At 53.9% G+C, this 23,642-nt stretch carries 21 protein-coding genes; 1 reads left to right on the top strand and 20 read right to left on the bottom strand.

The genetic code is table 11. The features are described from left to right. Positions 1-42: 42 nt before the first annotated feature. The 18 genes from NKH30_RS20705 to NKH30_RS20790 all read right to left on the bottom strand — a co-directional run bounded on the left by NKH30_RS20705 (position 43) and on the right by NKH30_RS20790 (position 20,011). Positions 43-1,191, bottom strand: coding sequence for a glycosyltransferase family 4 protein (locus NKH30_RS20705; RefSeq protein ID WP_352996810.1), 1,149 nt, complete (start codon positions 1,189-1,191; stop codon positions 43-45). After that, positions 1,192-2,715, bottom strand: coding sequence for a lipopolysaccharide biosynthesis protein (locus NKH30_RS20710; RefSeq protein ID WP_352996812.1), 1,524 nt, complete (start codon positions 2,713-2,715; stop codon positions 1,192-1,194). It abuts the gene before it with no gap. Next, entirely contained in the window at positions 2,712-3,767 is a 1,056-nt protein-coding gene (locus NKH30_RS20715; RefSeq protein ID WP_352996814.1) for a CgeB family protein, read from the bottom strand. The genes NKH30_RS20710 and NKH30_RS20715 overlap by 4 nt, the downstream gene beginning before the upstream one ends. Continuing rightward, on the bottom strand, positions 3,764-5,248 hold the full coding sequence (locus NKH30_RS20720) for a DUF8712 domain-containing protein (RefSeq protein WP_352996816.1): 1,485 nt from the start codon (positions 5,246-5,248) through the stop codon (positions 3,764-3,766). Before NKH30_RS20720 ends, NKH30_RS20715 begins: the two co-directional genes overlap by 4 nt. 64 nt (positions 5,249-5,312) lie before the next feature. Beyond that, positions 5,313-6,389: a CgeB family protein gene (locus NKH30_RS20725; protein ID WP_352996818.1), complete on the bottom strand. Its 1,077-nt coding sequence runs from the start codon at positions 6,387-6,389 to the stop codon at positions 5,313-5,315. Further along, positions 6,386-7,312, bottom strand: a complete 927-nt coding sequence (locus NKH30_RS20730) for a class I SAM-dependent methyltransferase (protein WP_352996820.1) — start codon at positions 7,310-7,312, stop codon at positions 6,386-6,388. Before NKH30_RS20730 ends, NKH30_RS20725 begins: the two co-directional genes overlap by 4 nt. A gap of 104 nt (positions 7,313-7,416) precedes the next feature. After that, positions 7,417-8,094, bottom strand: a complete 678-nt coding sequence (locus NKH30_RS20735; RefSeq protein ID WP_352996822.1) for a class I SAM-dependent methyltransferase — start codon at positions 8,092-8,094, stop codon at positions 7,417-7,419. After that, complete coding sequence (locus NKH30_RS20740) at positions 8,091-9,089, bottom strand: glycosyltransferase family 2 protein (RefSeq protein ID WP_352996824.1); 999 nt, start codon at positions 9,087-9,089, stop codon at positions 8,091-8,093. The genes NKH30_RS20735 and NKH30_RS20740 overlap by 4 nt, the downstream gene beginning before the upstream one ends. 38 nt (positions 9,090-9,127) lie before the next feature. Next, entirely contained in the window at positions 9,128-10,360 is a 1,233-nt protein-coding gene (locus NKH30_RS20745; RefSeq protein ID WP_352996826.1) for a glycosyltransferase family 4 protein, read from the bottom strand. Between the two features lie 55 nt (positions 10,361-10,415). Next, a complete protein-coding gene (locus NKH30_RS20750; protein WP_352996828.1) occupies positions 10,416-11,486 on the bottom strand; it encodes a glycosyltransferase family 4 protein in 1,071 nt (356 codons plus the stop codon). A gap of 195 nt (positions 11,487-11,681) precedes the next feature. Next, the gene (locus NKH30_RS20755) at positions 11,682-12,656 is read right to left on the bottom strand and encodes a UDP-glucuronic acid decarboxylase family protein (protein ID WP_352996830.1); all 975 of its coding nucleotides are present in this window, start codon (positions 12,654-12,656) and stop codon (positions 11,682-11,684) included. Positions 12,657-12,821: 165 nt separating this feature from the next. Next, a complete protein-coding gene (locus tag NKH30_RS20760; RefSeq protein WP_352996832.1) occupies positions 12,822-13,643 on the bottom strand; it encodes a glycosyltransferase family 2 protein in 822 nt (273 codons plus the stop codon). Beyond that, on the bottom strand, positions 13,588-14,682 hold the full coding sequence (gmd, locus tag NKH30_RS20765) for a GDP-mannose 4,6-dehydratase (RefSeq protein ID WP_352996834.1): 1,095 nt from the start codon (positions 14,680-14,682) through the stop codon (positions 13,588-13,590). Before gmd ends, NKH30_RS20760 begins: the two co-directional genes overlap by 56 nt. 61 nt (positions 14,683-14,743) lie before the next feature. Continuing rightward, on the bottom strand, positions 14,744-15,577 hold the full coding sequence (locus tag NKH30_RS20770) for an FkbM family methyltransferase (RefSeq protein WP_352996836.1): 834 nt from the start codon (positions 15,575-15,577) through the stop codon (positions 14,744-14,746). A gap of 92 nt (positions 15,578-15,669) precedes the next feature. After that, a complete protein-coding gene (locus tag NKH30_RS20775) occupies positions 15,670-16,947 on the bottom strand; it encodes a sugar transferase (protein WP_352996838.1) in 1,278 nt (425 codons plus the stop codon). A gap of 40 nt (positions 16,948-16,987) precedes the next feature. Then, positions 16,988-18,307 carry a UDP-glucose dehydrogenase family protein gene (locus tag NKH30_RS20780; RefSeq protein ID WP_352996840.1) on the bottom strand — a complete coding sequence of 440 codons (1,320 nt, stop codon included), beginning with the start codon at positions 18,305-18,307 and terminating at the stop codon, positions 16,988-16,990. A gap of 147 nt (positions 18,308-18,454) precedes the next feature. Then, entirely contained in the window at positions 18,455-19,018 is a 564-nt protein-coding gene (nusG, locus tag NKH30_RS20785; RefSeq protein ID WP_352996842.1) for a transcription termination/antitermination protein NusG, read from the bottom strand. Positions 19,019-19,420: 402 nt separating this feature from the next. Next, on the bottom strand, positions 19,421-20,011 hold the full coding sequence (locus NKH30_RS20790; RefSeq protein ID WP_352979972.1) for a biotin transporter BioY: 591 nt from the start codon (positions 20,009-20,011) through the stop codon (positions 19,421-19,423). Between the two features lie 115 nt (positions 20,012-20,126). Between NKH30_RS20790 and NKH30_RS20795 the strand changes: the two genes are divergently transcribed. Beyond that, entirely contained in the window at positions 20,127-21,035 is a 909-nt protein-coding gene (locus NKH30_RS20795) for an MBL fold metallo-hydrolase (protein WP_352996844.1), read from the top strand. A gap of 13 nt (positions 21,036-21,048) precedes the next feature. On the opposite strand, the gene NKH30_RS20800 is transcribed toward NKH30_RS20795, so the two are convergent. Further along, complete coding sequence (locus NKH30_RS20800; RefSeq protein WP_352996846.1) at positions 21,049-21,834, bottom strand: DUF1499 domain-containing protein; 786 nt, start codon at positions 21,832-21,834, stop codon at positions 21,049-21,051. A gap of 83 nt (positions 21,835-21,917) precedes the next feature. Continuing rightward, the gene (locus tag NKH30_RS20805) at positions 21,918-23,546 is read right to left on the bottom strand and encodes a fatty-acid--CoA ligase (RefSeq protein WP_352996848.1); all 1,629 of its coding nucleotides are present in this window, start codon (positions 23,544-23,546) and stop codon (positions 21,918-21,920) included. Positions 23,547-23,642 lie beyond the last annotated feature (96 nt).

The following is a 23,642-nucleotide window of genomic DNA, read 5'->3' on the forward strand; positions in this document are numbered from 1 at the left end:
AACGACTCGCCGATATACAATTGTACAATCGAGGTCTGCCGCTTACATGTAGGATGCATCCGCCTTGCTATGCGACTTACTCAATTCGTCAAAATACCGCCTTCCATAAGCTCTCCATGAGAGAAGCTCACGATCCTCATCTGACAGACTTTCCGATCCCTTACTATCGCGAGCAACTTTGAGTGCGCGGGACAAACCATCAGCAAAGCCAGAAACATCGTTTGGCTCGACAACATGGACCCGCTCACGAAGCGATTTTGACAAACCAAGATCAATTCCACCCGTCATAGAGGTGCAAACCACTGGCAAGCCAGATGCCAACGCCTGCGCTTGTACCAAGGCAAGCCCTTCTTCGCGCGAGGCAAGTGCAAACACGTGAGCTTCGCGATAGTAGTCTTGTAGCTTCCACTGCGGTACGGGATCTACGTGCTCAAACTGCGGGTCGTTGAAAGGAAAGGCCTCGTCAACTAGGGAACCCACGTGAAGCAGCCGGACACCTTTAAGTCGGTGAATAGCCTTGGTGAGCACGTCAACACCTTTTCTGCGGCTCCAACCACCAACGAAGAGAACAGTCGCTGGTTTGCTAGGCGGTAAGTCAGCACGAAGAGGAAATTGACCGAGATCGACACCGTACGGATTGCGAAATAGTTTCGATGCGAGAGTATAATCTTGCGACACGAAGCTGTCGACTACTTGGCCAGACGGCACAACAATACGGTCAGCCATCTCGTAGCCTGCTAACTCTCGATTTACGATGAAGTCGCTCGGAATTCGCGGCACGCAGAGATCACGCAGAATGTTCCGCTGTGAAATGATATGACGGCTTCCCCGCTCTAGCCATATTTGGGCGCCAAACCGACGACGTGCATAGTGAGCGGCCTCAAGATAGATACCTGACATGCAAATGAAGAAGTCGCATGGCTCCAGTCGAGCAATCACAGCCGCATTAAGGGCATAGGCAATTGTTCTCTCTTGAAAATTGGGTAAAAACGCCCCTCCGTAATTTTGCCAAATAATCAACGGAGCGACGAACGGCAGAAGCCCACGATGGAAAGTTGGCGCTAGGCCGAACTGCTTGGCCCGGCTGCGGCGAACGTACGAATAAAATCTCGTTTCGGCTCCGAGACCACCCAACTCTCGTGCCAGATCTAGAACATGGAACCGACCGAGTGACGCTATAGCTACTCTCATTCAGGTCTTCTTGCTCAGTGAAAATCGCGACCATATTCGCAGAACGGTGAGCAACGCACGTAGCGCGTCACTAATTCGAATTCTCTCTTCCCGACTTATAACCATGTTAGCGACCACCAGGCCACAAGCTATCAACGTAGAAAATGTAACAGCGAGGCGCACTATCGTCGACTCAGAAGAATATGCGTCACCGAGAAGAAGCGCGAATACAACGAGAGTCATCGCTGTCATCGGCACCATCCAAGGGCGTAATGCTCTTGGCCTAAATTGCCGCGAAAAAACAGTGAAAGACAGCAGAGCGGCAACTGATACTGAGACAGTTTGAGCGATGAGAAGACCTGAAAGGCCATACTCCGAAACTAGCAGCCATGCGCCAATACCCAATGTACTGGCCTGACAAGCTCCAATGACAAAAAGGTATGCAGATTTTCGCAAACCGAACAGCGCGCCTGTCAGCACTGTCAGAATCATCGTCGGTATGAACGCTGCAAGTGCCAACATTCCGAACGATTGAGCTGTGCCAAAGCCGTTGCCAAATAACAGGTGCACCAGAAAGGGCCAGAGCCCCGCCAGGCAGACAGCCATAGCTAAGGCCCCGATCCAGATCGCCTTCAATTGCAAGAGAACGGCCCCCGGGCCTTCAGCAAAGCCATGGCGATCGGCAAAGAATGAAATCATCGGTCCGGAAAGTGAGATAGGAACGACGGTAGCGATCGACATCAGCGTTTGAATCACGCGTAGGTCACCGAGACCCTTTACGCCGATAACCTGCGTTAGGATACCGTTGCTGATGAATTCCGCGGGAATTAGAAGCAGTCCTGCCGCATAGAACGGCATACCAATCGAAAATATTGCTATAGTTTCTCGGGCTGGTCGACGGGCGGTGACCTTTAGGCCTAGGTGCCTAAATAGACGCTTTAGACCAATGGCGAGATTAATGGTTCCCAAAATTTGTGCGCCCACTAGTCCCCATGCTGCTCCGCTTGCGCCAAAGACAAATCCGCCTATGGTGACAGAAAACACGGCTATGACGGACGTGACGCCCGTAATCTTGGAATATGTGCGAAACGCTCCAAGTCCAGCGTAGACGGTGTAGCAATATTGGCTCAACGTTTGCCCGACAAAGAATGCCGCTCCGGCAATCAAAAAATCCGCAAGCTCAGGGGCCCCAAAAATATTCTGGGCAATCCAGTCCGCCCCCAATATCATTACCAAGGGAACGACTATTACAATGAGGACGAATATCGTCAGTCCTTCGCCCAGGATTGCCTCCGCGTGCCTCTTGTCAACGGGCAACTCCACGCCGGCGAGCCGAACATGTATTCCTGCGTCGGTGCCCAGTCTTGAAAGACCATAGAAAGTTTGGCTGGCCGCTTGTGTGAACGCAAATGCGCCCAAGCCTCTACCGTCGAGCAACCGAGCTAGTATGGATATGCTGATCAAACCGGCAGCTCTCTGGAAAAACCCGAGAGCGAGCATTGCTGCTGCGTTTGTAAGCAATCGTCGGTTTCTGCTAGCCGTCAAGTCAGTGATGACCAGGTTGAAAGATTTTGGCGTGCTGATCTTACGAGTCCGCGGGCAAGGCCAACCGCGCCGTTAATGAGGACTCGTTGCGACAGATGGCCGTTTACCAGCAAGTTGAAAGCTTCCCTTGGTGATGCGCCTCTCAATCTCATCCACTCGCTCCGCCAAACGGCTTCAGTTCTGCTCGAGCACCGTCGAGCGGGCGACCGAACTGCGCCGCCTTCATCAATCTTGCCCAAAATCTGGGATAATCTCTTTTGGTATGTATGCTCCAAAAGCACGTGCGATTGACCTCGCAGCGCTATTTCCTCCCGCTCTCTATCATTCTCTACAAAATACCGAATTTTCTCGATGGCCTCACTCGACGAGCTATACGTAACATAATGCTCGCCATCTACTCCAATCTTATCAAGCCCGTTGCTAATACGATCCGTAATCAGCATAGAACCGGAAGCCATGCCCTCGAATACTCGCATGTTAAGATCCCCATTGATACTCTTATTAAATACGATCTTTGAGCTACTATACACTCGTCCCATTTCCTGAGGGGTGTACTTCCGTCGCGTCTCGTTGGTAGGGAATTTCGACAGGACTTCCGTCAAAACACGACTGCGCTCAGATTCGCTTGACCCGAACTTACCGACAAAGCCGACATCATAGGTTCGCTTCAGATCCGCTGTAAAATGCAGCGTCGGATCGCACGCCAGTGGCAGCCAGTGAACGCTTGGGTGAGGAAGTGCTTGAAACGCGTAAAGAAAGTCAAGTTGGGCAATAAAGGCGTGATCAAAGTAACGTGCATACGCCAGACGAGGCATAAGCTGCTGATGCACATCGATCAAATAGCCAACAACTGGGCATGGGGCACTGCGAAATACCGCGGGGTCAGTTAGGAACGGGTCGACCACGATAAGGCAATCTAACCCATTCAGGGAAGAGGCGCGGTCTACGGATTCCATTTTTACAAACTCGTGCCCCGCCGATGCAGCGGCACGTTCAAAGTAGCGTACAGTGCTGGTGGGATCGGAATGTCCCAGTATCCCAATGCGTCTCATCGCGGGAACCGCCCGGATGGTCGGTCTGCGGCCAGCAACAGATACTGCGCCACAAAGGCAATTGGAATAATCCGCAACGTTCCAGTGAGCGCAGGCCCGAAATCGGACGGAATCATAACTAACATAGTCGTTGCACTTAGGTAAATAATGAGCCCGCCGGCGCCTGAGCGAGCCAAGCCCTCAAATATCAGAGCCTGCAAAATCCCCAACAAGGCAAAGCCGGCGGCCACACCGGCCACACCTCCCACAAAATATAGGAACGTTACCGGCCCCATCCCTACCGATGTTGTGGCATCATCTAACTTCCCAATTATCGCTTGATTAAACCATACTCCAGTAGAGTAGGATTGCTTTCCGCTCCACAAGAAGCGCGGCACAAACGCCAGAATTGGCGACAGATAGATACTTTCACCCATTCGACTCGAAATCTCCGGATCGACACCTATATACGTGGCATGGGCCAATCCGACAGAAGTCATGCCTGTCAAATCAAATCGTGATATGATCTGCGATCCAAGGGGAATATCATTCTCGTCAAGGGGCTGGTCTTCCTTCGATTGTTGTAGGGCCTCGAAGAGAGTACCCACATCCCTTGTCCCAACAACCGAGTTGTTGTTGAGGTATACCCGATACGGCTCGATCACATTATAGGCCAGAATCATAGCCACGAACCCCAGTGAAATATAGACTAATGAGATTTGTCGAGTTGCCACAAATCGCGCCATCGTTAGTAAAACAAATGGCATAACAATTTGGGACTTGAAGCCAGATATCGCGCCGAATGCTACACTGACAAACAGAAGCGAGGCACATAGCACGCTGAGAGTTACAGCGGATTGCCCTTCGGCACGTACGCGGAAGCAATGTGTCAGAAGAAGAAACAGCGACAGCGCGCCCCCGCTCATGCCAATGTTCAGAATTTCTAGAAAATCGACGTTGGCTTGGCGAGCCTCTCCCGATCCAGCAAATCCAAAGATTCCTCGGCTTGCCGCGATCAAGACCAAAACGACGTACAATGCCTGCAGCATAATCACAGGTATAAGGGCTGGCCGTAAGCCCTTCCGCAAACTCACGGTCAACCTAAGCTGATGTCGTATAGGACCGATCAGCAGTCGGCCGAGATAATAGCCCCGCCACATGCAAAACGTTGCTAACATAGAAATCAACAGAGCCTTGGTCTGGTCATCGGTCGAAGCCAACAGCGAGAACCTGTCTAGTATCCAAGGATCATAAATCGTAGCAACGGACGGCAAAATATAGCCGAGAAAAAAATGACAAAATGACGCCAATAACACAGGAGAAAGCAGACCTAAATCGTCCGATCTTGAGATATAAACTCTGCATTCGCAAAAAACGTAAAACGCAAACAGCGCGAGCACCAGCCTAAACACTGCTGTTGACTCACTTTCAACTATTATAGCACCAACGGCACTCACACAGCCAGTACCAATCAACAACGCAAAGACGGCGAATTGCGTCATTTTTTTGGTACCGGAGAATTCCGTTTCGCCTCCGATTGAATCTAGAGCGCGCAGAACTTATCTCCTAATGGACCGAGGTGGTTATTTTCGGCTCGGGAAACCCGCTACTCCTGCCGGCTACAGTATCCAAAAGCAGATGCAACCGGTGTGCGTAAGTATGTTCCCGTGCGGCACGCCTTTGGCCTGCCTCAGCGATCTCCCGGCGCTCGTCGGGTGAATTCAGGTAGTGCCAAACTTTCTTCCTCAAGTCGTCGACACATTGGAACGCCACAACCTCGCGGTCCAGTTCGAAGAGCTGTGAAAGTCCGGGTCGAAAGTCCAGAACCTGAAATCCTCCGGCACCGCAAATCTCAAATGTGCGTACGTTTGTTCCCCACACCTCTGCAGGATTCAGATTATTTATCACAATTTTGGCGCCGCGAAATGCCCTCACTTTTTCTGAGTGCGCGACGAAACGGTTTTGAACCATTGGCTTTACGTCACCGAGGTTCATCCAAAGCGGCGCTGGCAAACCCCAAATTTTAATATTCATGTCTGAAAGGTTCTGGAAAAAGGCGACACGGTAGGCGTATAGGTTGCCTGCTGTGCATATGTCCGCAGTGTACTTGTCATCGACTTGGGAACTGGTTTCAACACTCTTAAGCGAAGATGGGCTATAGGCTTCAGGAAGATACGCAACAGGGGCACGAAGGTTTCGCCTGAGTAAATCTACCAAGTACGGATCTTTTAAGAATATATGGTCGAAAGGTGCATTTAGGAACATATGTTTACGAAAACTCCATACCGGATCGGGATACCAAAGAACTAAAGGCGCTTTCGTAATTTTTTTTACGCCCACGGCGTCTGAAGGACTGAGATAATCGTGGGAACAGATCGTGAGGTCTATCAACCCTGACCGTTCTACCAGACGCCGCAACGACCTGGCGTCGCCACCAAAACCAATCCTTCGAGTAGCCGACCTGATCGTCTGATATCCCAATCCGATGGCCCGATTAAGATAAAATCCCGCTTTGGACCCAGTTGGAGGTAACGACAGGCCAGGATCATACCTCACCACATCGTGCCGTAGACGTTCCAGCTCGTCAGCAATAAAGGTCGCAAATCCCTCGGCATAGAACTGTCCGATTACCAAAATTTTCATCGTTTTTTTGCCACCGTCGTCATACCCCTCGCATATCGAGCGGGAAAAAACCGACCAATCGCGGTGTCCGTTAGCGACAAGACTGCCAAATAAGGCAGCCGAAATATACCAGACGTAGCTAACTTCGCCGCTAATCCGACCTTGCCCATCCTTCCTGGCCACTGGGCGAATTTTTGCCAGACGGAGTTACCAAGCATAGGCGTGCGTTCGTGAAAAATTTCTCGGCAGATATCGAACCCAGTGCGATCGAAGTGAACTCGGTTCCCCTGAATATCTGAGTAGCCAAGATGCCCGTCGCCCTCCAAAAAAAGCCTCTCGTATAATTTCGGCTGGAGTTTGCGATAGGCCAAAATCAACGGGTTCTCGGTCTCTATATCATAGAAAAAGACAAGCTTGCCCCCAGGTTTTAGCACCCGATTTGCCTCTCGAAGCAAAGCATCTTTGTCTTCATCAGTCAAATGCTCGAATAGGCAAGAACTAATTACCGCATCAACAGCTTCCGATTTGATTGGCAGTCGCATTGCGTTACATTGAATCACTTTATCATAGTTCTCAGCTGCTATATGAAGTGCTGTCAACGAGAGGTCGACCCCAATCATTTGGTAGCGGCTGGCGAACCAGTCGATTCCCCCAGCACAGCCAATTTCCACCACAGTCGAGCCCGCCGGTACAAATTTTGCAACCTCGGTAGGATAGCCTTGCAAGACAATTCGAAGCGGAAGGGTTGCTAGAAATCCGTCGTCCCAAGGTTTGTATTTTGTGCGATTATTATATTTACCTTCATAGAAGTTATCTTTTTCTGACAAGAAGGACAGCACCGGGCCGACCGCTCGCCCTACGACGCCGCACCTTGGGCAACTAAAATGTCCAGCTTCACTTTCTATGTCGATGTGGTGAACAGGACAGCATAATATCTGGGACAAATCGTTACCTCCTTCAGGCTAAAGAAACAAAGACACTATGAGGAGGCTCGAGAGCTGGACGAGCATGCTCTACGTCCTTAAGACGATGGAAAACCATTGGTCGGTTATTGACCTCGCCTCTTTGCGACCAGAGCAATCTCCCTGGCAAATAAATTTGGGAACTTTCTAACCGCTAAATCATCTATAAGAGCCCGAAGTGGGCGGGCAAGGAACCGATTGCGGAAGGGGCCTAGTGGTGCCGAGCCGCGTCCCCGGGATTGTAACAACTCAAGTTCTCGAACTGGCTCAATCAGCTCAGCAACCGCAGTTGCATACGTAAAGAAGCGCAGGTGCGTTCTGTCTAGTATACCGCGGTCTCCGTATTGGAAGCGACCTCTTAGGAAGGCAAACCTTGTTCTCCACTCAAGCGTATTAGGCACAGCGATAACGACAAATCCTTGTTCAGTAAGGAGTGGCAGGAATCGACGGAGAACAGCGACTGGGTCTCTCAAGTGTTCAAGCACATGGGAGAAAATTATTACGTCGAAGCCTGTTCCGAGCGGTAACAAGCTGTCAAATTCCACATCGAGAACTTCTACCCCAGACAGGAAGGGGGCCGCCATGGCAGCTTCCTCAACACTGTGCGTTATCCCGAAGACATCTATGTCCCGCCGAATTTCCCGCAACCTCCGCCCATTGTCGCCTGCGCCACATCCAACATCGAGAATTCGTTTTGCCACCGTTGGGACCAACGACAGTACCAATTCATTGCCGTAATTTTGATATGGTGGTGCGATGGTCAAGCTGTTACCTCGCTTTTGGCGCATGCTAACGCTTGGAAAACGCTGTCAAGCTCTATCGGCATAGCACTCCTTCGCCGGCATCGCATTGCTTCCAGTATTTCCACCCGATCTCGCACCACACTTCGCCAATCTGTGATTGTAAAATCTGTAATTAATCGCGAAAATTGGTACAGAAGTTCAAAGGTTGGCACATCGCGGCTTATGAGACCTCGCAAAGTCGTTCGAAACATTCCACTTACGTTTAATATGGCCCAGTGATTCGCAAATCTTCGAAGGCCTTCTTCATCGCGATTTCTAAGGAAGGCTATCGTGCGAACGCTACGCTTCAGACCAAGAAGGGCGCCTTGCGTTTTCGCATCCTGTAATGGATGGGCGCCTTGTGCAAGAGGTCCAGCAGGCAAGAGGACTACGTCGCCGCGGGCTGCGGCAATTGAACCCACAATCACGTCTGCTGACACTCCTGTCCGCCAGGCTGAGGAATCACGCTCAATTACATCAGATCTCAACATCATGTGCGAAGGAGAGCCCAGTATCCATCCAGATGATAGGCAAATATCCTGCATGGTACGCGAGCAAACTCGGATAGGTTCTCTTAGGAAATGAAAAAACCATTTCTTGCCGGTCGCGTCATCGATAACTGTTGGCACAGCCCAAACAACAGATACTCCAGTTTCAGCGGCAGCTGCATACGCCGCCAGCCCATCTACGAGCAAATAATCATCAGCTTGAATGAATTTGATCCAAGGCTTCGTTGCCATGCCCAAAGCATTAAGATGATTCTCCCAAAGTCCTAAGTTTCGCTCGTTCTCGTGGACTATCAAACGTGAGTCGGAAAACTCCGATAGCATTTCAATTGTGCCATCCTTGCCACAATCGTCGACTACGATTATTTCGCCTGCACCACTTGCCAGCGCCGACCTTACCGCACGCCCGATCTTGTCGCGATACTTGTACGTCGGAATAACAATCGATATGTCGCTCTCTTTGATCGGCAATATTGACCCCTATGACGACATCTTTGGATTGTACTATGCTATGGCAATTTGGCTTCAAGAGCCTTGCGAAGTCCGATTGCGCATTCCCGGTAACTCCAATTCCTGATCCTGGCGAGACTGGAGGCGCGGCACTTTGCGCGAAAATCTGAATCAACAAGGATCGGATGTAACGCAGCCGCAAGTCCGTTTACATCGCCCGCGGTAAATGTTGCCCCGTTCTCACCGTCATGGACCAAATCTTCTACGCAGCCAATCTCTTGCGAAGCCACTACTGGCAAACCAGCGCACATCGCCTCATTGACGGTCAGTCCCCACGGTTCGTTCTCTGAGGGCAGTACAAACACATCGCAGGCTGCATAAACGTCCGGCAACTCGGCTTGGTTTATGAAACCAGGAAATACGACATCCCGAATTCCGCGATCGGCAACCATCGTCTTTAGCTGTCGCTCGAGCACACCAGAACCCGCCATTACCAAATATGCCTGGACCCCCTGCCGCTGGAGCAGACTGAATGCCTCGACCAAGTCTGAGGGGCGTTTGCGATAATCGAACTTAGCCGCAAACAGAATTGCCGGAGCGTTCCCTTCAATTCCGAGTCTCCGGCGAGTCTCCTGGCGATTTCCGTGGGCTTCTTCGGCGGCCGAGAGAAACCTGTCATTGTCCACTGCGTACGGCATCAAAAATATATTTTCCTGCGGAATACTCATCGCAGCAAAATAACGCGAGTTTCTGCTGCCAATGGCCAAGAACCCGTCAAACAGTTTGTACCACATCTTTAGCAATGGAGTCCGTAGTAGCCCGCGCCACGCGGAGCGTTTCAAACCGAGATGGGTCTCGGCCCGCGCGAAAGTGAGGCACTTCGTGGATTTCGCAGCCATAAGTGCGACGTGATGCGCGGCCAGATTATGGCCATGAATTACAACGGCGTCGAACTCGCCTCCTCGAATCGCACCCCACAATTGAGGACCGACCATTGAAAAGAAACCGCCGATCTTTCTTCGTGCGGCTGCTGATCCCAGGAATTGCGATTTATATCCTTGAAGCAAGTCTATATCCCATTTTATAGATTGTCCGAAGCCCCGATCATGCTCCCCGCGAATTGAAAAGTCAGAGAGATAGAGAGCGGTGACTTCGATGTTTGCGTATTTTGAGAGATATGCAAAAAGGGGAGCTACGTATTGAACTGGATGAGTACAGACGAAGGCCACCCGATAGGCAATCGGTGGTGGATCAGAACGCTCTATAATGTCTAATCTTTGAGCAATTATCATCTGCGCCCCGCAGTACCAAAACTAGTCGTCTTTCGGTTCCTCTGGATCGACACACTCACTTGATGAACCTCGTCATCGCCACATTTACTCTCGAACGAAACGCATCGATCCCAAAGCGCGCTTTTGTCCTGCTTGCCAAAAGGTGACGATCAATAGGTAAGCGCTCGATTGCCAATGCCAGATCCTTTGGAAAGTCCTCAGGTGAACCCGCCATGCCCAGTTCTCCGGCGCATAGCGCCTCTGTCGCTCCGCCTATCGCTAAGCCTATCGCGAGTGTTCCGCATGCCATAGCCTCAATGAAGGCTATCCCGAATCCCTCGCGCGAGGAGGGCATGACATAGATATCCGCCGCAAGATACAGCGACGGCAACTGCTCAGCGGGTACACGCCCCAGAAACCTTACATACTGGTCGACCCCTTGGCTTTTTGCAACCTGCTGAAGCCGCAAGCTATCATCACCATCGCCTGCAATTACGTATATAACATTGTTTCCCCGTGACCTGAGGAGAGAAATTTGAGAAATAACTTGATCATGCCCCTTATGCCTCTGGTTCGCATCAAGCCTGCTAACCGTCAGCAGCACGATCTCACTACCGAAGCCGACAGCCTCCCTTGCAGCGGTTCGGTCGCCTAGGACGAATCTATCCGAATAGGTGTTATATATGACCTCTGCCCTTTCCGCCGAAAGGCCAGCATTTACGACCAATCGGTCCCTCGTATCGTTGCTGACGCAAAGCGCCATGTCCGCCATTCTCAAGGCCCACCTTCGAGCCAAATTGAGTCTCCCCCATACTTCTAGACCATGTACGTGAACGACGAGTTTTGCACCGTATGCTCTAGCCAACGCTGCCGCCAAGGGCGCCAAAAAGACGTGGCCGCAGTAGACGATTTTAGGACGCGTAGACGACATCAGCCGCCAGGCAACAACGCTATACGAGAAACGGTTCCAAATCGCCGGATGCTGTGTGATCTTTTCGGGCAAGTCGCCGATTTGATCGCGCACAATCCTTGGCAGGACCTCGATTTTATCAATAGCCGGATTGAACGAAATAGCAGATAGTAAATCTTGAGTGGACTGGGCGATGCCCCCATATCCCCCAAACGCCTCTGCAACGAGAGCTAGCACAGTATTATTTCGTTTTAGTCTCAAGTGGCTTGGCGTCCGTGTCTACGTCTAACTAAGAAAATGACTCTAATTTAGAGTGTACCGCTACGGCGGCTGGCTACGCCCAACTACAGTGCACGCCCTCTCTCCTGCCATCGTTACAACCGGCTAGATACCAATCCATCTGCCAATGCAGACTACAAGCGAGAAGAGTTACTAAACTACATTTCCATTCTGCAGAAAATCCCGAAAATAGCGTATCGTTGGCTTTAGACCTTCACCCAAAGAAACACCCGGGGTCCATCCCAACAACTTCTGCGCTAGCGCAATATCTGGTTTACGCTGCTTAGGATCATCCCCGGGAAGCGGGAGGTAAACAATTCCCTGTCCTCTGAGACCAATCATTCGCAATATGGTTTCTGCGAGTTCCCTGATCGTGAACTCACTTGGGTTCCCTATATTTATTGGCCCCGTGACTGTGTCGTCAGAGTCCATCAAACGAATCATGCCGTCAACCAGATCATCAACGTAGCAGAAGGCGCGAGTTTGGCTTCCATCCCCGTACAAAGTAAGTGACTCTCCACCCAGAGCTTGCATGATGAAATTTGATACAACCCGACCATCGTTTGGATGCATACGAGGGCCGTAGGTGTTAAAAATACGCATCACTTTAATTCTAAGGCTGTGTTGTCTGTAGTAGTCGAAAAACAGCGTTTCCGCGCAACGCTTTCCCTCGTCGTAGCATGATCGAGGACCAATTGGATTTACGTTCCCCCAATAGTCTTCTGTCTGCGGGTGTACGCTTGGATCACCATACACTTCGCTCGTCGAAGCCTGTAGAATTTTGCATTTTAGTCGTTTTGCCAACCCCAGCATGTTGATCGCACCATGTACTGAGGTTTTTGTAGTCTGCACTGGATCATGTTGATAATGCACTGGGGAGGCAGGGCATGCCAGATTGTAGATTTCATCCACTTCGATATAGAGTGGAAAGCACACGTCGTGCCGCATAAACTCAAATCTCGAATGATTGTGCAGATGATCGATATTTCTCTTGGTACCGGTAAAAAGGTTGTCAACACATATTACTTCATGACCTTCACTAAGCAACCGATCCGTTAAGTGCGAACCGAGAAAGCCAGCGCCTCCCGTAACTAGTATGCGTTTTCGGCTGTCATACAGACGTGTCATTTTCGGTCGGCTCGCTGAGTAGAGGAAAATACTATCATGATCTCGACCGACCCATCCTCGTTTTGAGTAGGTCGGATTAAACTAAATAACGATATACATCACTACCTTTAGCTTAGGCAGACAGCCGATGCCCCGTCTCTGGCCACGTCAAACAACTGTTCTACGTCAGATGAATTGCGTCAGCTTGCGCGCGGGCTTCGCGATTAGCGCAAAGTCGACTGTGCCGGCTCTTAGCCATTTCCTGCGAGATCGCAGGGCCTCGATATTGTGCTCGATTTTTGAGCGTAAACCACCGGTGCTTTTCCCCCCCAGCATCATGTCGACCATAACGTGATCTATCAAGCCAGTTTGGAAACCATAGAGTTCCACAGCACGCAGCATCCAATCGTAGTCCGATGCCACCTTAAGACTGAGATCAAATGGTCCGACAATCTCTGCCACTTTTCGCCGAACGTAGAAGGTGGGATGAGCTGGCATCCAACCGGAGCGAAACCCGTTCGCAGGTCTCGGCTCAGCTCGCCACCTGCGCGAAACGCGCTTTCTATCATGGTCATCGACAAAATTGAGATGACCATGGACAATATCACAAAAGGTCAGACCTTGGGCGACCCGGCCGAGCACTGAATCGTCGTGAAACGCGTCATCCGAATTCAAAACGCCGACAGCGTCGCCACTAGCAATAGTCAATGCCTTATTGAGCGCGTCATACATGCCTTTGTCGGGCTCGCTGACGAGGATCAGACCGTCCGTTGCATAGGAGCGAACTATGTCGAGTGTACCGTCAAAAGAAGCTCCGTCCACAACGACAAGCTCCTTCTCTGCGTGTTCTTGTGCAAAAAAACTGTCGAGCGCTTGACGAATAGTGGCCGCCGAGTTTCTGCACACGGTGAGAACGGAGATTTTCACTAATCGATGTACCACGTTTTGGAGTTCACTGCGTAGCAAACCTGAAATGCTCTTCGTCGAGCCTACGATGCTCAGATTCACGCACAACTGCCTGAAGATCCGCACGCACCATCTCGCTCACCATTTCACCGAATGAAGTCGTGGCGGTCCAACCCAACACTCTTTCGGCCTTTCCAGGATCGCCAATCAAAATTTCGACCTCAGTAGGACGGAAATAGCGTGGATCCACTTCTACCAAGACTTTTCCGGAGCTGATATCCAGTCCCTTCTCATCGACCCCCGCACCTTGCCAGGCAATTGTGATTCCAACCTCGGCAAATGCAAGTTCCACAAGTTCGCGAACAGAGCGCTTTATGCCGGTGGCCAACACAAAATCGTCACCATCATCCTGCTGTACGATGCGCCACATCCCTTCCACGTAATCACGGGCATGACCCCAGTCACGCTCTGCGTCCAGATTCCCCAAGAACAGCTGCTCCTGCAGTCCACACGAAATTGCCGCCACCGCTCGGGTGATTTTGCGCGTTACAAATGTTTCGCCCCTTATTGGGCTTTCATGGTTGAACAAAATCCCGTTCGAGGCGTGAATGCCGTACGCCTCGCGGTAGTTCACCGTAATCCAATATGCATAAAGCTTCGCAACTGCATAAGGCGACCTCGGATAAAACCGCGTCGTCTCGGACTGGGGAATCTCCTGCACTTTACCGAATAGTTCGGATGTCGAGGCTTGGTAGAAGCGCGTTTTCGCGGTGAGCCCTAGCAGTCTGATAGCCTCCAGTAAACGAAGGGCACCCATCCCGTCGGAATTGGCGGTATATTCAGCAGTCTCGAAACTCACCTGAACGTGAGACTGAGCAGCCAGGTTGTAAATTTCGTCCGGCTGCACTTCCTGCACGATACGAATCAGATTTGTCGCGTCTGTCATGTCTCCATAATGCAATTTGAGCCGCACGTCAGAATCGTGAGGATCCTGATAAACATGGTCGATTCTGCCGGTATTAAAGGAAGAAGAACGTCGTTTGATGCCGTGAACCTCATAACCTTTTTTAAGAAGGAGGTCGGCCAGATACGCTCCATCTTGGCCGGTGACTCCGGTAATAAGTGCGATCTTACGAGACAATTGCCTACTTCCCTCCATCGGCTATTACTGCCCCCATGAGGCATACCACTTCCGAGATAATTCAGATCAATCTGTCAAAAATTTGAATTGCTTCAGCCGACTTGACCCGATCGGCAACGAAATCCGGGTCTCTGATAAAGGTGGTGTTCGAGGGACCGGCAAAATTGGACTGGCTGCTCAGCGTTCTCAAAATTGGGTTATAATAAGCCTGCTCGAAACCGTGATCCTTCATCGTCTTCAAGGTCCAGGGCGTCACCGTTTCGAGTTCGACCACCCTAAGGTGGCTATTTGCCAACACCGAAAGCGCACCTCGAACAACATCCTCTTCATAGCCTTCAACGTCAACCTTGATCATGATTGGGAAAGCATCATTGACCAGGGCGTCTAGAGGTTTCTGGATTACTTTCAAAGATCCGGTCCCATCATTGGAAACCTTATTCATAGTATCAAGTCCAATAGTGAAAGATACCTCAGCGGCTTCTGAACCAAGCGCGAGCTGGTAAATCTTTATCCTATCGGAAAGGTGGTTTATTGCAACGTTTCTTTCAAGGCGAAGTACAGTCTCAGGATGCGGTTCAAATGCCCAAGTGGTAGCTCCACATACACCTGACGCCAAAACACTATAAGTTCCAACGTTCGAACCAACATCAAAAAAAAGATCACCACGCCGCAAAAAGTGAAGAACTAAACCCATGTCCGCAAACTCGTGAAGTCCCGCATAGATGTTTCCGGTTGCACCCGTCATATGACGACGGACCGCCAACTTCTGACCACCAACCCATGGAACGATCACTTCTTCTTTTAGTCGACTTTCGATCTGCCATCGCAACACTCTCCGCCACGCGCGAAGCTGCGAGTTTCGGGTAAGAGGATGCTCCGCCAAAAAGCGGCCCATTTGCCTAACGGCTCTCATTTGCTATGCACCAGTATTTCACGCCTCTAACCTTCTGTCTTTTTAGACCAAGCTAAGCGCATTTTTGTCAACTCTCACCTCGCGCCGAATCCTGTAACCATGGTTCGGATGGTACGAAACACAATCAGCACGTCGAGCCAAGGAGAGAAATTCTTGATATAGTAAAAGTCGTAATGAAGTTTTTCTAAAACCTGATCCACGGCAGCAACGTGCCCCTGGTTGACTTGCGCCCATCCGGTAATGCCAGGCCGAACGATGTGCCGGTATCGATAGAACGGCAGTTCCGCCTCATACCAGCGCGACAGTACGAGTGCTTCCGGCCGCGGGCCGATCCAGCTCATTTCGCCGCGCAGGATGTTGAAGGCCTGCGGCAACTCATCGATCCTGGATTTTCTCAAGAACTGTCCGAACCGGGTGATGCGTGTGTCGCCGGCCTTTGTGATGGCCGCTTCCTTCTCGTCGACGGCCGTGTCGCTGAGCTTCATCGTCCGAAACTTGTAGACCTCGTAGGGATGCCCTCTGTAGCCCATTCGCTTCTGTCTAAATAGCGCCGGTCCAGGTGAATCGATCTTCACGCCAATCGCCACGAACAGCAGCAATGGGGAGAAAACGACAAGCACAAATAATGCAGAAGCCACGTCTATCGCCTGCTTTACTTTCAGATAAGCCTGATTTGGATTCAAGGAGCCCAGAGTATTTTCAGAAAGATGCTCTATCTCTACCCTGCCCGTGAGCGACTCGCTTATTTGTTTGACATGATAGACCGGCGTTCCCGAGAGTGCGCTGTCGGCAATATACCGCTCCCACTTATCTGAAAGGTCGGCTCGAAGATCGGCCACCACGCCGGTCGCGTACTCGACGACCCTGTCAGGCGATTGAATCCTGTGCCAGCTCACACCCGGTATGCTCTCCAGCCGGTCGACGTCTCCGCCAGGAATGATCGCCAGCCGGTGTGCATCGAGGCGCCGCGTGGCCAAGCTCAAACCAAAATACCACAACGTCGATTGGATGAAGCTCGCCGCGGCCTGGAACCGGCTGTAGTCGAACCTGAAGAAAAAGATCGTCGCGAACACCAGGCCGTAGGTCAAGCCGAAGGTAGGCAGGATGTAGCCAGCTGCTGCAACACCCGGGAAATTGCCAATGCGCTTGTAAAACAGATAACCTGTGGTGTGAGCGACAAACGCTGCAAAAATCGTGACCTGCATATTCGATGACCAGATTGCTTGCTGGTCGAATGACAGGCGCAACACAGCGGGCATCAGAATGGCGAACGTCAACCCGCCAAGTAGCTGAAACCGCATCCGCAGGAGGAGGTGTCGTCGATTCGGTAAATGGATAGTGGTGGTGTTCATAGTGAATCCCGCCAAGCAGGCTTCATGAAAACGGATACATTCACCTGACCAGATGCCGCTCTCGGCCGACGCTCGAATAGGCTATGCCTTCCCTAACGACGTCCTCGCCGCGGTAGACGTTTCGCAGATCAACCATCACCGGCGTCGCCATGAGTGCACGGAGCCGCTTCAGATCCAACGACCGAAACGCATTCCACTCGGTGACGATGACGATCGCATGCGAGCCGTCGGCTACCGCGTAGGCGCTATCCCCGAACGCAATGCCCTCGATCATCTTGCGCGCCTGCTCCATGCCTACGGGATCATACGCTTTGACCGAAGCGCCCGCATCCTTGAGCGCCTGAATGATGGCCAATGACGGGGCATCGCGCATATCGTCGGTGTTCGGCTTGAACGTAAGGCCGAGGATACCGATGGTCTTGCCACGAACCGAGCCGCCGCAGGCCTCGACTACCTTGCGGGCCATCGCCCGTTTGCGCTGGTCGTTTATCGAGACCGTCGTTTCAATAAGCCGCACCGGGCTTGCCGCGTCCTGCGCGGTCTTGACCAGCGCTAGCGTATCTTTCGGGAAACAGGAGCCGCCATAGCCCGGCCCCGCGTGAAGAAACTTTGCGCCGATGCGATTGTCCATGCCGATGCCGCGTGCAACGTCCTGCACATCGGCCCCCAACCGCTCGCAGAGATCGGCAATTTCGTTGATGAAGGTGATTTTCATGGCCAGAAACGCGTTGCCGGCATATTTGGTGAGCTCCGCCGTACGTCGGCTCGTATAGAATATCGGTGCGGCATTCAGCGAGAGCGGCCGGTAGATCTCGCCCATGACGGCATTTGCCCGTTCGGCATCGGTCCCGACAATAATGCGGTCGGGCCGCTTGAAGTCCTCGATCGCCGATCCTTCGCGAAGAAACTCCGGATTGGAGACCACCGCAAAATCAGCGGTGGGATTTTGCTCGCGAATGATTCGTTCCACCTCATCGCCGGTACCGACGGGGACGGTCGATTTCGTCACCACGACCGTAAATCCCTTGAGCGCGCGGCCGACTTCAGCGGCCGCGTCGTAGACGAAGGACAGATCGGCGTGCCCGTCGCCACGCCGTGACGGCGTGCCCACGGCTATGAAGACGACATCCGATTGAGAAACGGCATCGGCCAGATTGTCGTCGAAACGCAAGCGGCCTTGCGCGGTGTTGGTGGTGACGAGGTCGTCAAGCCCCGGCTCGTAGATCGGTATCTTGCCAAGTTTGAGCATGGCAAGCTTTTCCGCATCCCGGTCGACGCAGCAGACCTGATGGCCAAAGTCGGCGAAGCAGGCGCCCGAGACGAGCCCCACATAGCCGGCACCAATCATTGTTATTCGCATACCGTGTACTCTCCATCAGCGCCGATGAAACGATCTCGCCAGACAGCGCCCTTTCCCCACCGAACGACGGCTACCGCACTCCCGGGTGAAAACCCGAGAGCGCATCCTATAACAATTTACATCACGACGCCGCCTTGCTGTTCGCGGCTACGCGATTGCTACGAGATCCCTGGCATCCAGATCTACAGGGATTTCGCCATTCATGATGGCCACTAGAACCCGGGCTCTTCCGGCTGGATCGAGCCGGTCAAGGCGACCGATCTGTTCCGCGAGAGGGCCCGAAAGGATTCGGACCGAGGCACCGGCTGCGAGGCCTCCACTGAAATCAAGCAGCCCGTCCTTACCGGTCAATGCAATGAAACGCTCTACCAGACCCGAGGGGACCGGCAAAGGCCGGTCGCCTTGCGTGACGAGGGAACGCACACCGAATGTTCCATTGACCGAACGCCAACGTTGCAGTCCGAGGTCAAGGGCGATGAACATATAGCCCGGGAAATAGGCCGCCGACCGGGTTTCGAGACGCCGGGCATGACGCACGGTTTTCTCGCAGCGAGGCACAAAGGGCTCGAATCCCTGGATCCGGAGATGCCGCTCTGCGACATGCTCCTTTCCGGGAAAGACGCTGGCCGCATACCAGCGCGTTGCCGGCGCGGCGGTCGGCCCACGCGACAGGGCTGTTGCCTTGCTCGTTGTTTTTTCCGCACTACTCACGTGTCTTCCTTCGGCGGTCGGCGGCATGATCTCAGGTCAACGGTTACGACAGTGTGTGGATACCAGCAAGCAACCAAGCCACTAAAGTCAAGGCGGTTGGGTTAAGAATTTCCTACACATTGTCCAGAAATTTAGCTGTGCCTAAATAATCACCGAGTCGCTTTCTTTTTCAGCTGGCTGAGATGCTATGTCGAGCAATTTATTTCCATATGTAGGTGCTTGGTTACGCTGGTCGTGACGAATCGCCCGTTGGTTCTGGTACTTAGTCCGTCGACTTGAAGCTAATGTGACGGATGGCGTCGCGCACAAGTCTGCCGACAGCGACAAAGATCCTGCACGGCCACACCAACTACGGCGAAAAATCACTGTCGCGCAGAACAGGTTATCACCGCTCGACCGGCTTCACGAACGCTTCAACAGCGACCAGACAGCCGGCACCAGGCTCGCGGCCAGCGCAACCTTGATCAGATCACCGACGATAAAGGGTACCACCCCGAACTGCCAGGATTTTTCCGGGCCGATCAACAGCGCCAGCCAGGCAAAGCCCATTGCCATCATGACGATCTCGGCCACCAGCATGGCATTGAAGAGCTTGATAGGATGGCGATCCCAGCCACGGTCGGCAGCCCAGCCGACGATCGCCGCCATGACGACGAAGCCGGCAAGATAACCGCCGGTCGAACCGAGCATGTAGGCGATGCCGATGCCCTTTTCCGGCGTGCTCTGGAAGACCGGAAGCCCCAGCGCGCCCTCAGCCATGTAGAGAAGCAGCGTGGCGACGCCAAGGCGCATGCCGAAGGCGGCAGCGATCAGCAAGACGGCGAGCGTCTGCATCGAGATATCGACCGGTCCGAGCATGACCTTGGTCCTGGCCGACAAGATCAGCAGCAGCGTTCCGGCGATCGCCAGCAAAAGCTGTCCCGCCAGGCGGGCCGTGCCTTTTTCGGGCAAAGCGAGAGAAATGAGCGGACGCATCGTGGTTGCAATTGCCATGGTCTTCCCCGTTCCGGATTGCCGCCGAACGCGGCCTTGCGTTTTCCTATATTGGCTTCCGTGCTATGCGGCAATCGGTTTTGCCCTCCTCCCAAAAAAGGTCGCGACGTTCGCCATGGCGCTGAAATTCGATACCAGCTTCGATCCGGCCTATGGCCAGGGCGTAGCCGTTGCGCCTGGTATTCAACGCGTCACCGCCCCGAACCCAAGCCCATTCACCTTTCACGGAACCAACAGCTATATCGTCGGGCGCGAGACGCTGGCGGTGATCGATCCGGGTCCTGATGACGAGGCACATCTTCGAACACTGCTCGAAGCGATCGGGACCAGGCCGGTCAGCCATATCTTCGTCAGCCACACGCATCGCGACCATTCGCCGCTGGCGCCTCGGTTAAAGCAGCATACGGGTGCGGCGGTTCTGGCGGAAGGCCGGCATCGTCCGGCGCGGCCGTTGCGTACCGGCGAGGTCAGTCCGCTCGATGCCAGCGCCGACACCGACTTTGTTCCTGATATCGCGCTGCCGGACGATATGGTGATCGACGGTGACGGCTGGGCGATCCGGACGGTGCTGACGCCCGGCCATACCGCCAATCACGCGGCCTTCGCGCTGGAAGGAACCGGCATCCTTTTCTCGGCCGATCACGTCATGGCGTGGGCAACCACGATCGTCGCACCGCCGGATGGCGCGATGGCCGAGTACATGACATCGCTCGATCGGCTGATCGAACGTGACGACCGGCTGCTGCTGCCCGGTCATGGTGGGCCGGTGACCGAGCCACGCAGCTTCATGCGCGGATTGAAAACGCATCGCAAAATGCGCGAACGCGCAATTCTGGAGCGGATCAACAGCGGCGACCGGGCAATCAAGGACATGGTGGAGGCGATCTATCGAGACACCGACCCGCGCCTGCATGGGGCGGCCAGCCTGTCGGTGCTTGCCCATCTGGAAGACCTGGTGGCGCGCGGTCTGGTCCACACCGACGGTGCGCCGGCTCTCGACGGCATCTATTCGCCGGCAAAGTAGTACACTTCGGGTATCACCCCGCCGGCGCCACGCCCACCTGGCCGGCGACTTCCTGGTCGAGCTCGGCAAGGAAATCGATGATGCGCGCTGCATTGTCGCCAAGGTCATAGCGGCCGTAACGCGAGGCCGAGCGCATATCGACGATGACCGCGTCGCCATCGTCGGTCACGCGGATGGCGACATCGGCGGGAAGACCAACCAGCAAGCTCTTGGCCAGCGCATCGACCGTCACGTCGCTTTGCCCTGCTGCGTCTGGAAACGGCGCCGTGAGCTGCCAGCCGCGCCGATCGAGCACCGTTTTGACCGCCTCCAGAACGCGATCGAAAGGCAAGGTGTAGCTGCGTCCGGTAACAAGCGGATAAGCTTCGATTTGCAGGCGCTGCTCGCCGGGTGTCGGCGGCAAAAGCTCGTTCATATCCTTTGTCCGGGTAGAAATATCGAGCACCGGTGGGTCGTCCAGATCCGTCGAGATGTCGCGTAGCGGCGGATAGGTGGCCACCCAATAGGCCACAACGCCGTAAGGGATGAGCACCAGAACCGCCAGCAAGGCGCCGACGGTCAGGTCGCGGCCGCCGCGATCGCCGAAATTCCACAATCGCGCAAAGGCAAACCCGGCGAACAGAAGCGCAAACGCAGCCAGCAAGGCGACAATGCCAAGCACCCATAGGAAAGCTTGGGTCTCGACGAGGTCATAGCGATGGCCGATGAGAGCGGTCAGCAGCAGGATTGCCGAAAACGCGCCGGCGCGCCGCGACCAGCTGGCAGCCCTCGACGTCTGTCGCTCGGGAATTCCCGTCATTGTTTTCCGCGCTGCCCCAACCCGAACACAGGCATAGTGCCTTTCAGTGGCGGCTTGAAGGCGCAAAGACGCCGCATCTCCGGTCAATCCGTCGGCAGGTGATAATCCCGGAATTGCTGGCGCAAGGTAATCTTCTGGATCTTGCCGGCAGCCGTGTGTGGGATTTCGCCGACAAAAGCGACGTCGTCCGGCATCCACCACTTCGCCACCTTGCCGTCCATGAAAGCGAGAATATCCGTCTTGGTCGGCTCCCTGCCCGGCTTGCGTACGATCACGAGCAAAGGCCGCTCGCCCCATTTGGAATGCGGAATGCCGATGGCGGCCGCCTCCGCCACGTCGGGATGGCCGACAGCGAGGTTCTCGAGCTCGATGGTCGAGATCCATTCGCCGCCCGACTTGATCACGTCCTTGGCGCGATCGGTGATCTGCATGTAGCCGCCGGGGTCGATATGCGCGATATCACCGGTATCGAACCAGCCGTCTTCATCAAACTGTTCGGATCCGATGCCGCCATAATAGGCGCGCGCGACGGCCGGCCCGCGGACTTTGAGTCGGCCGAAGGTCTTGCCGTCCCATGGCAGCTCGTTATCGTCGTCATCCGTTATCTTCATTTCGATGCCGAACGGCGTAAAGCCCTGCTTCTGCTGGACGGCGAGGCGAGCCTCGCCCTTCAGCCCGGCGTAATCCGGCTTCAAGGTGCACAGCGTGCCGAGCGGCGACATCTCGGTCATGCCCCAGGCGTGGACGACCTGGACATCGTAATTGTCCTGGAACTTCGTCGTGATCGCGCGTGGACAGGACGCGCCGCCGATGACGACTTTCTGCAGATAGGGCAGTTTCTTGCCGGTTTCTTCCAGATGCTGGAGGAGCATCATCCACACCGTCGGCACGGCGGCGCTGAAGGTCACCTTCTCGGTGTCGAGCAGCTCATAGATCGAAGCGCCATCCATCTTGCAGCCGGGCATGACCAGCTTGGCGCCGATCATCGGCGCGCTCTGGGCAAGGCCCCAGGCGTTGGCGTGAAACATCGGCACGACCGGCAATACGGTATCGCGCGACGACAGGCCCATGGCGTCGGGCATCGCTTCGATCATGGCGTGCAGCACGTTCGAACGATGGCTGTAGAGGACGCCTTTCGGATCGCCCGTGGTGCCCGAGGTGTAGCACATACCGGCGGCGGTGTTTTCGTCGAAAGTCTTCCAGGCGAAGTTGCCGTCGGCTTCAGCAAGCCATTCTTCGTACGCAACCACATTGGGCAGCGCAGTCTCCGGCATATGCGCTTTGTCAGTCAGCACGATAACCTGCTTCAGCGACTTGACCGCGCCGGCGATCTTTTCGAGCAGAGGCAGGAAGGTCAGGTCGACGAAGATCGCCTTGTCCCCGGCATTGTTCATGATCCAGGTGATCTGCTCGGGAAAGAGCCGCGGGTTGAGCGTGTGATAGATGGCGCCGACACCCATGATGCCGTACCAGGCCTCGATGTGGCGCGCGGTGTTCCAGGCCAGGGTCGCGATGCGATCGCCAAGCCCGAAACCATCACGCTCGAGCCGCTCGGCGACCTTCAGGGCACGATCATGGATTTCGGCATATGTGCTGCGCACGATCGGCCCCTCGATCGAACGCGACACGATTTCGCGGCTGCCGTGCTGCCTGTCGGCATTGTCGATCAGCTTATGGCAAAGCAGCGGCCATTTCTGCATCAGCCCGAGCATCTTGTTCCTCCCGTTATTTTTTCGCCATTGTGGGACGAACCGGCGGATTGTCCAGCCAGGATCGGGCTGGAGCGGGCATGGAGCCAATTGAGGCCG

This window comes from Mesorhizobium sp. M1273 (assembly GCF_040318195.1).
Lineage (GTDB): Bacteria > Pseudomonadota > Alphaproteobacteria > Rhizobiales > Rhizobiaceae > Mesorhizobium.

Bases quoted from the DNA above. Each gene is read 5' to 3' on its own strand.
- NKH30_RS20705 (WP_352996810.1), bottom strand. From the start codon at position 1,191: ATGAGAGTAGCTATAGCGTCACTCGGTCGGTTCCATGTTCTAGATCTG.
- NKH30_RS20715 (WP_352996814.1), bottom strand. From the start codon at position 3,767: ATGAGACGCATTGGGATACTGGGACATTCCGATCCCACCAGCACTGTA.
- NKH30_RS20720 (WP_352996816.1), bottom strand. From the start codon at position 5,248: ATGACGCAATTCGCCGTCTTTGCGTTGTTGATTGGTACTGGCTGTGTG.
- NKH30_RS20725 (WP_352996818.1), bottom strand. From the start codon at position 6,389: ATGAAAATTTTGGTAATCGGACAGTTCTATGCCGAGGGATTTGCGACC.
- NKH30_RS20745 (WP_352996826.1), bottom strand. From the start codon at position 10,360: ATGATAATTGCTCAAAGATTAGACATTATAGAGCGTTCTGATCCACCA.
- NKH30_RS20755 (WP_352996830.1), bottom strand. From the start codon at position 12,656: ATGACACGTCTGTATGACAGCCGAAAACGCATACTAGTTACGGGAGGC.
- NKH30_RS20770 (WP_352996836.1), bottom strand. From the start codon at position 15,577: ATGGGCCGCTTTTTGGCGGAGCATCCTCTTACCCGAAACTCGCAGCTT.
- NKH30_RS20775 (WP_352996838.1), bottom strand. From the start codon at position 16,947: ATGAACACCACCACTATCCATTTACCGAATCGACGACACCTCCTCCTG.
- NKH30_RS20780 (WP_352996840.1), bottom strand. From the start codon at position 18,307: ATGCGAATAACAATGATTGGTGCCGGCTATGTGGGGCTCGTCTCGGGC.
- NKH30_RS20790 (WP_352979972.1), bottom strand. From the start codon at position 20,011: ATGGCAATTGCAACCACGATGCGTCCGCTCATTTCTCTCGCTTTGCCC.
- NKH30_RS20795 (WP_352996844.1), top strand. From the start codon at position 20,127: ATGGCGCTGAAATTCGATACCAGCTTCGATCCGGCCTATGGCCAGGGC.
- NKH30_RS20800 (WP_352996846.1), bottom strand. From the start codon at position 21,834: ATGACGGGAATTCCCGAGCGACAGACGTCGAGGGCTGCCAGCTGGTCG.
- NKH30_RS20805 (WP_352996848.1), bottom strand. From the start codon at position 23,546: ATGCTCGGGCTGATGCAGAAATGGCCGCTGCTTTGCCATAAGCTGATC.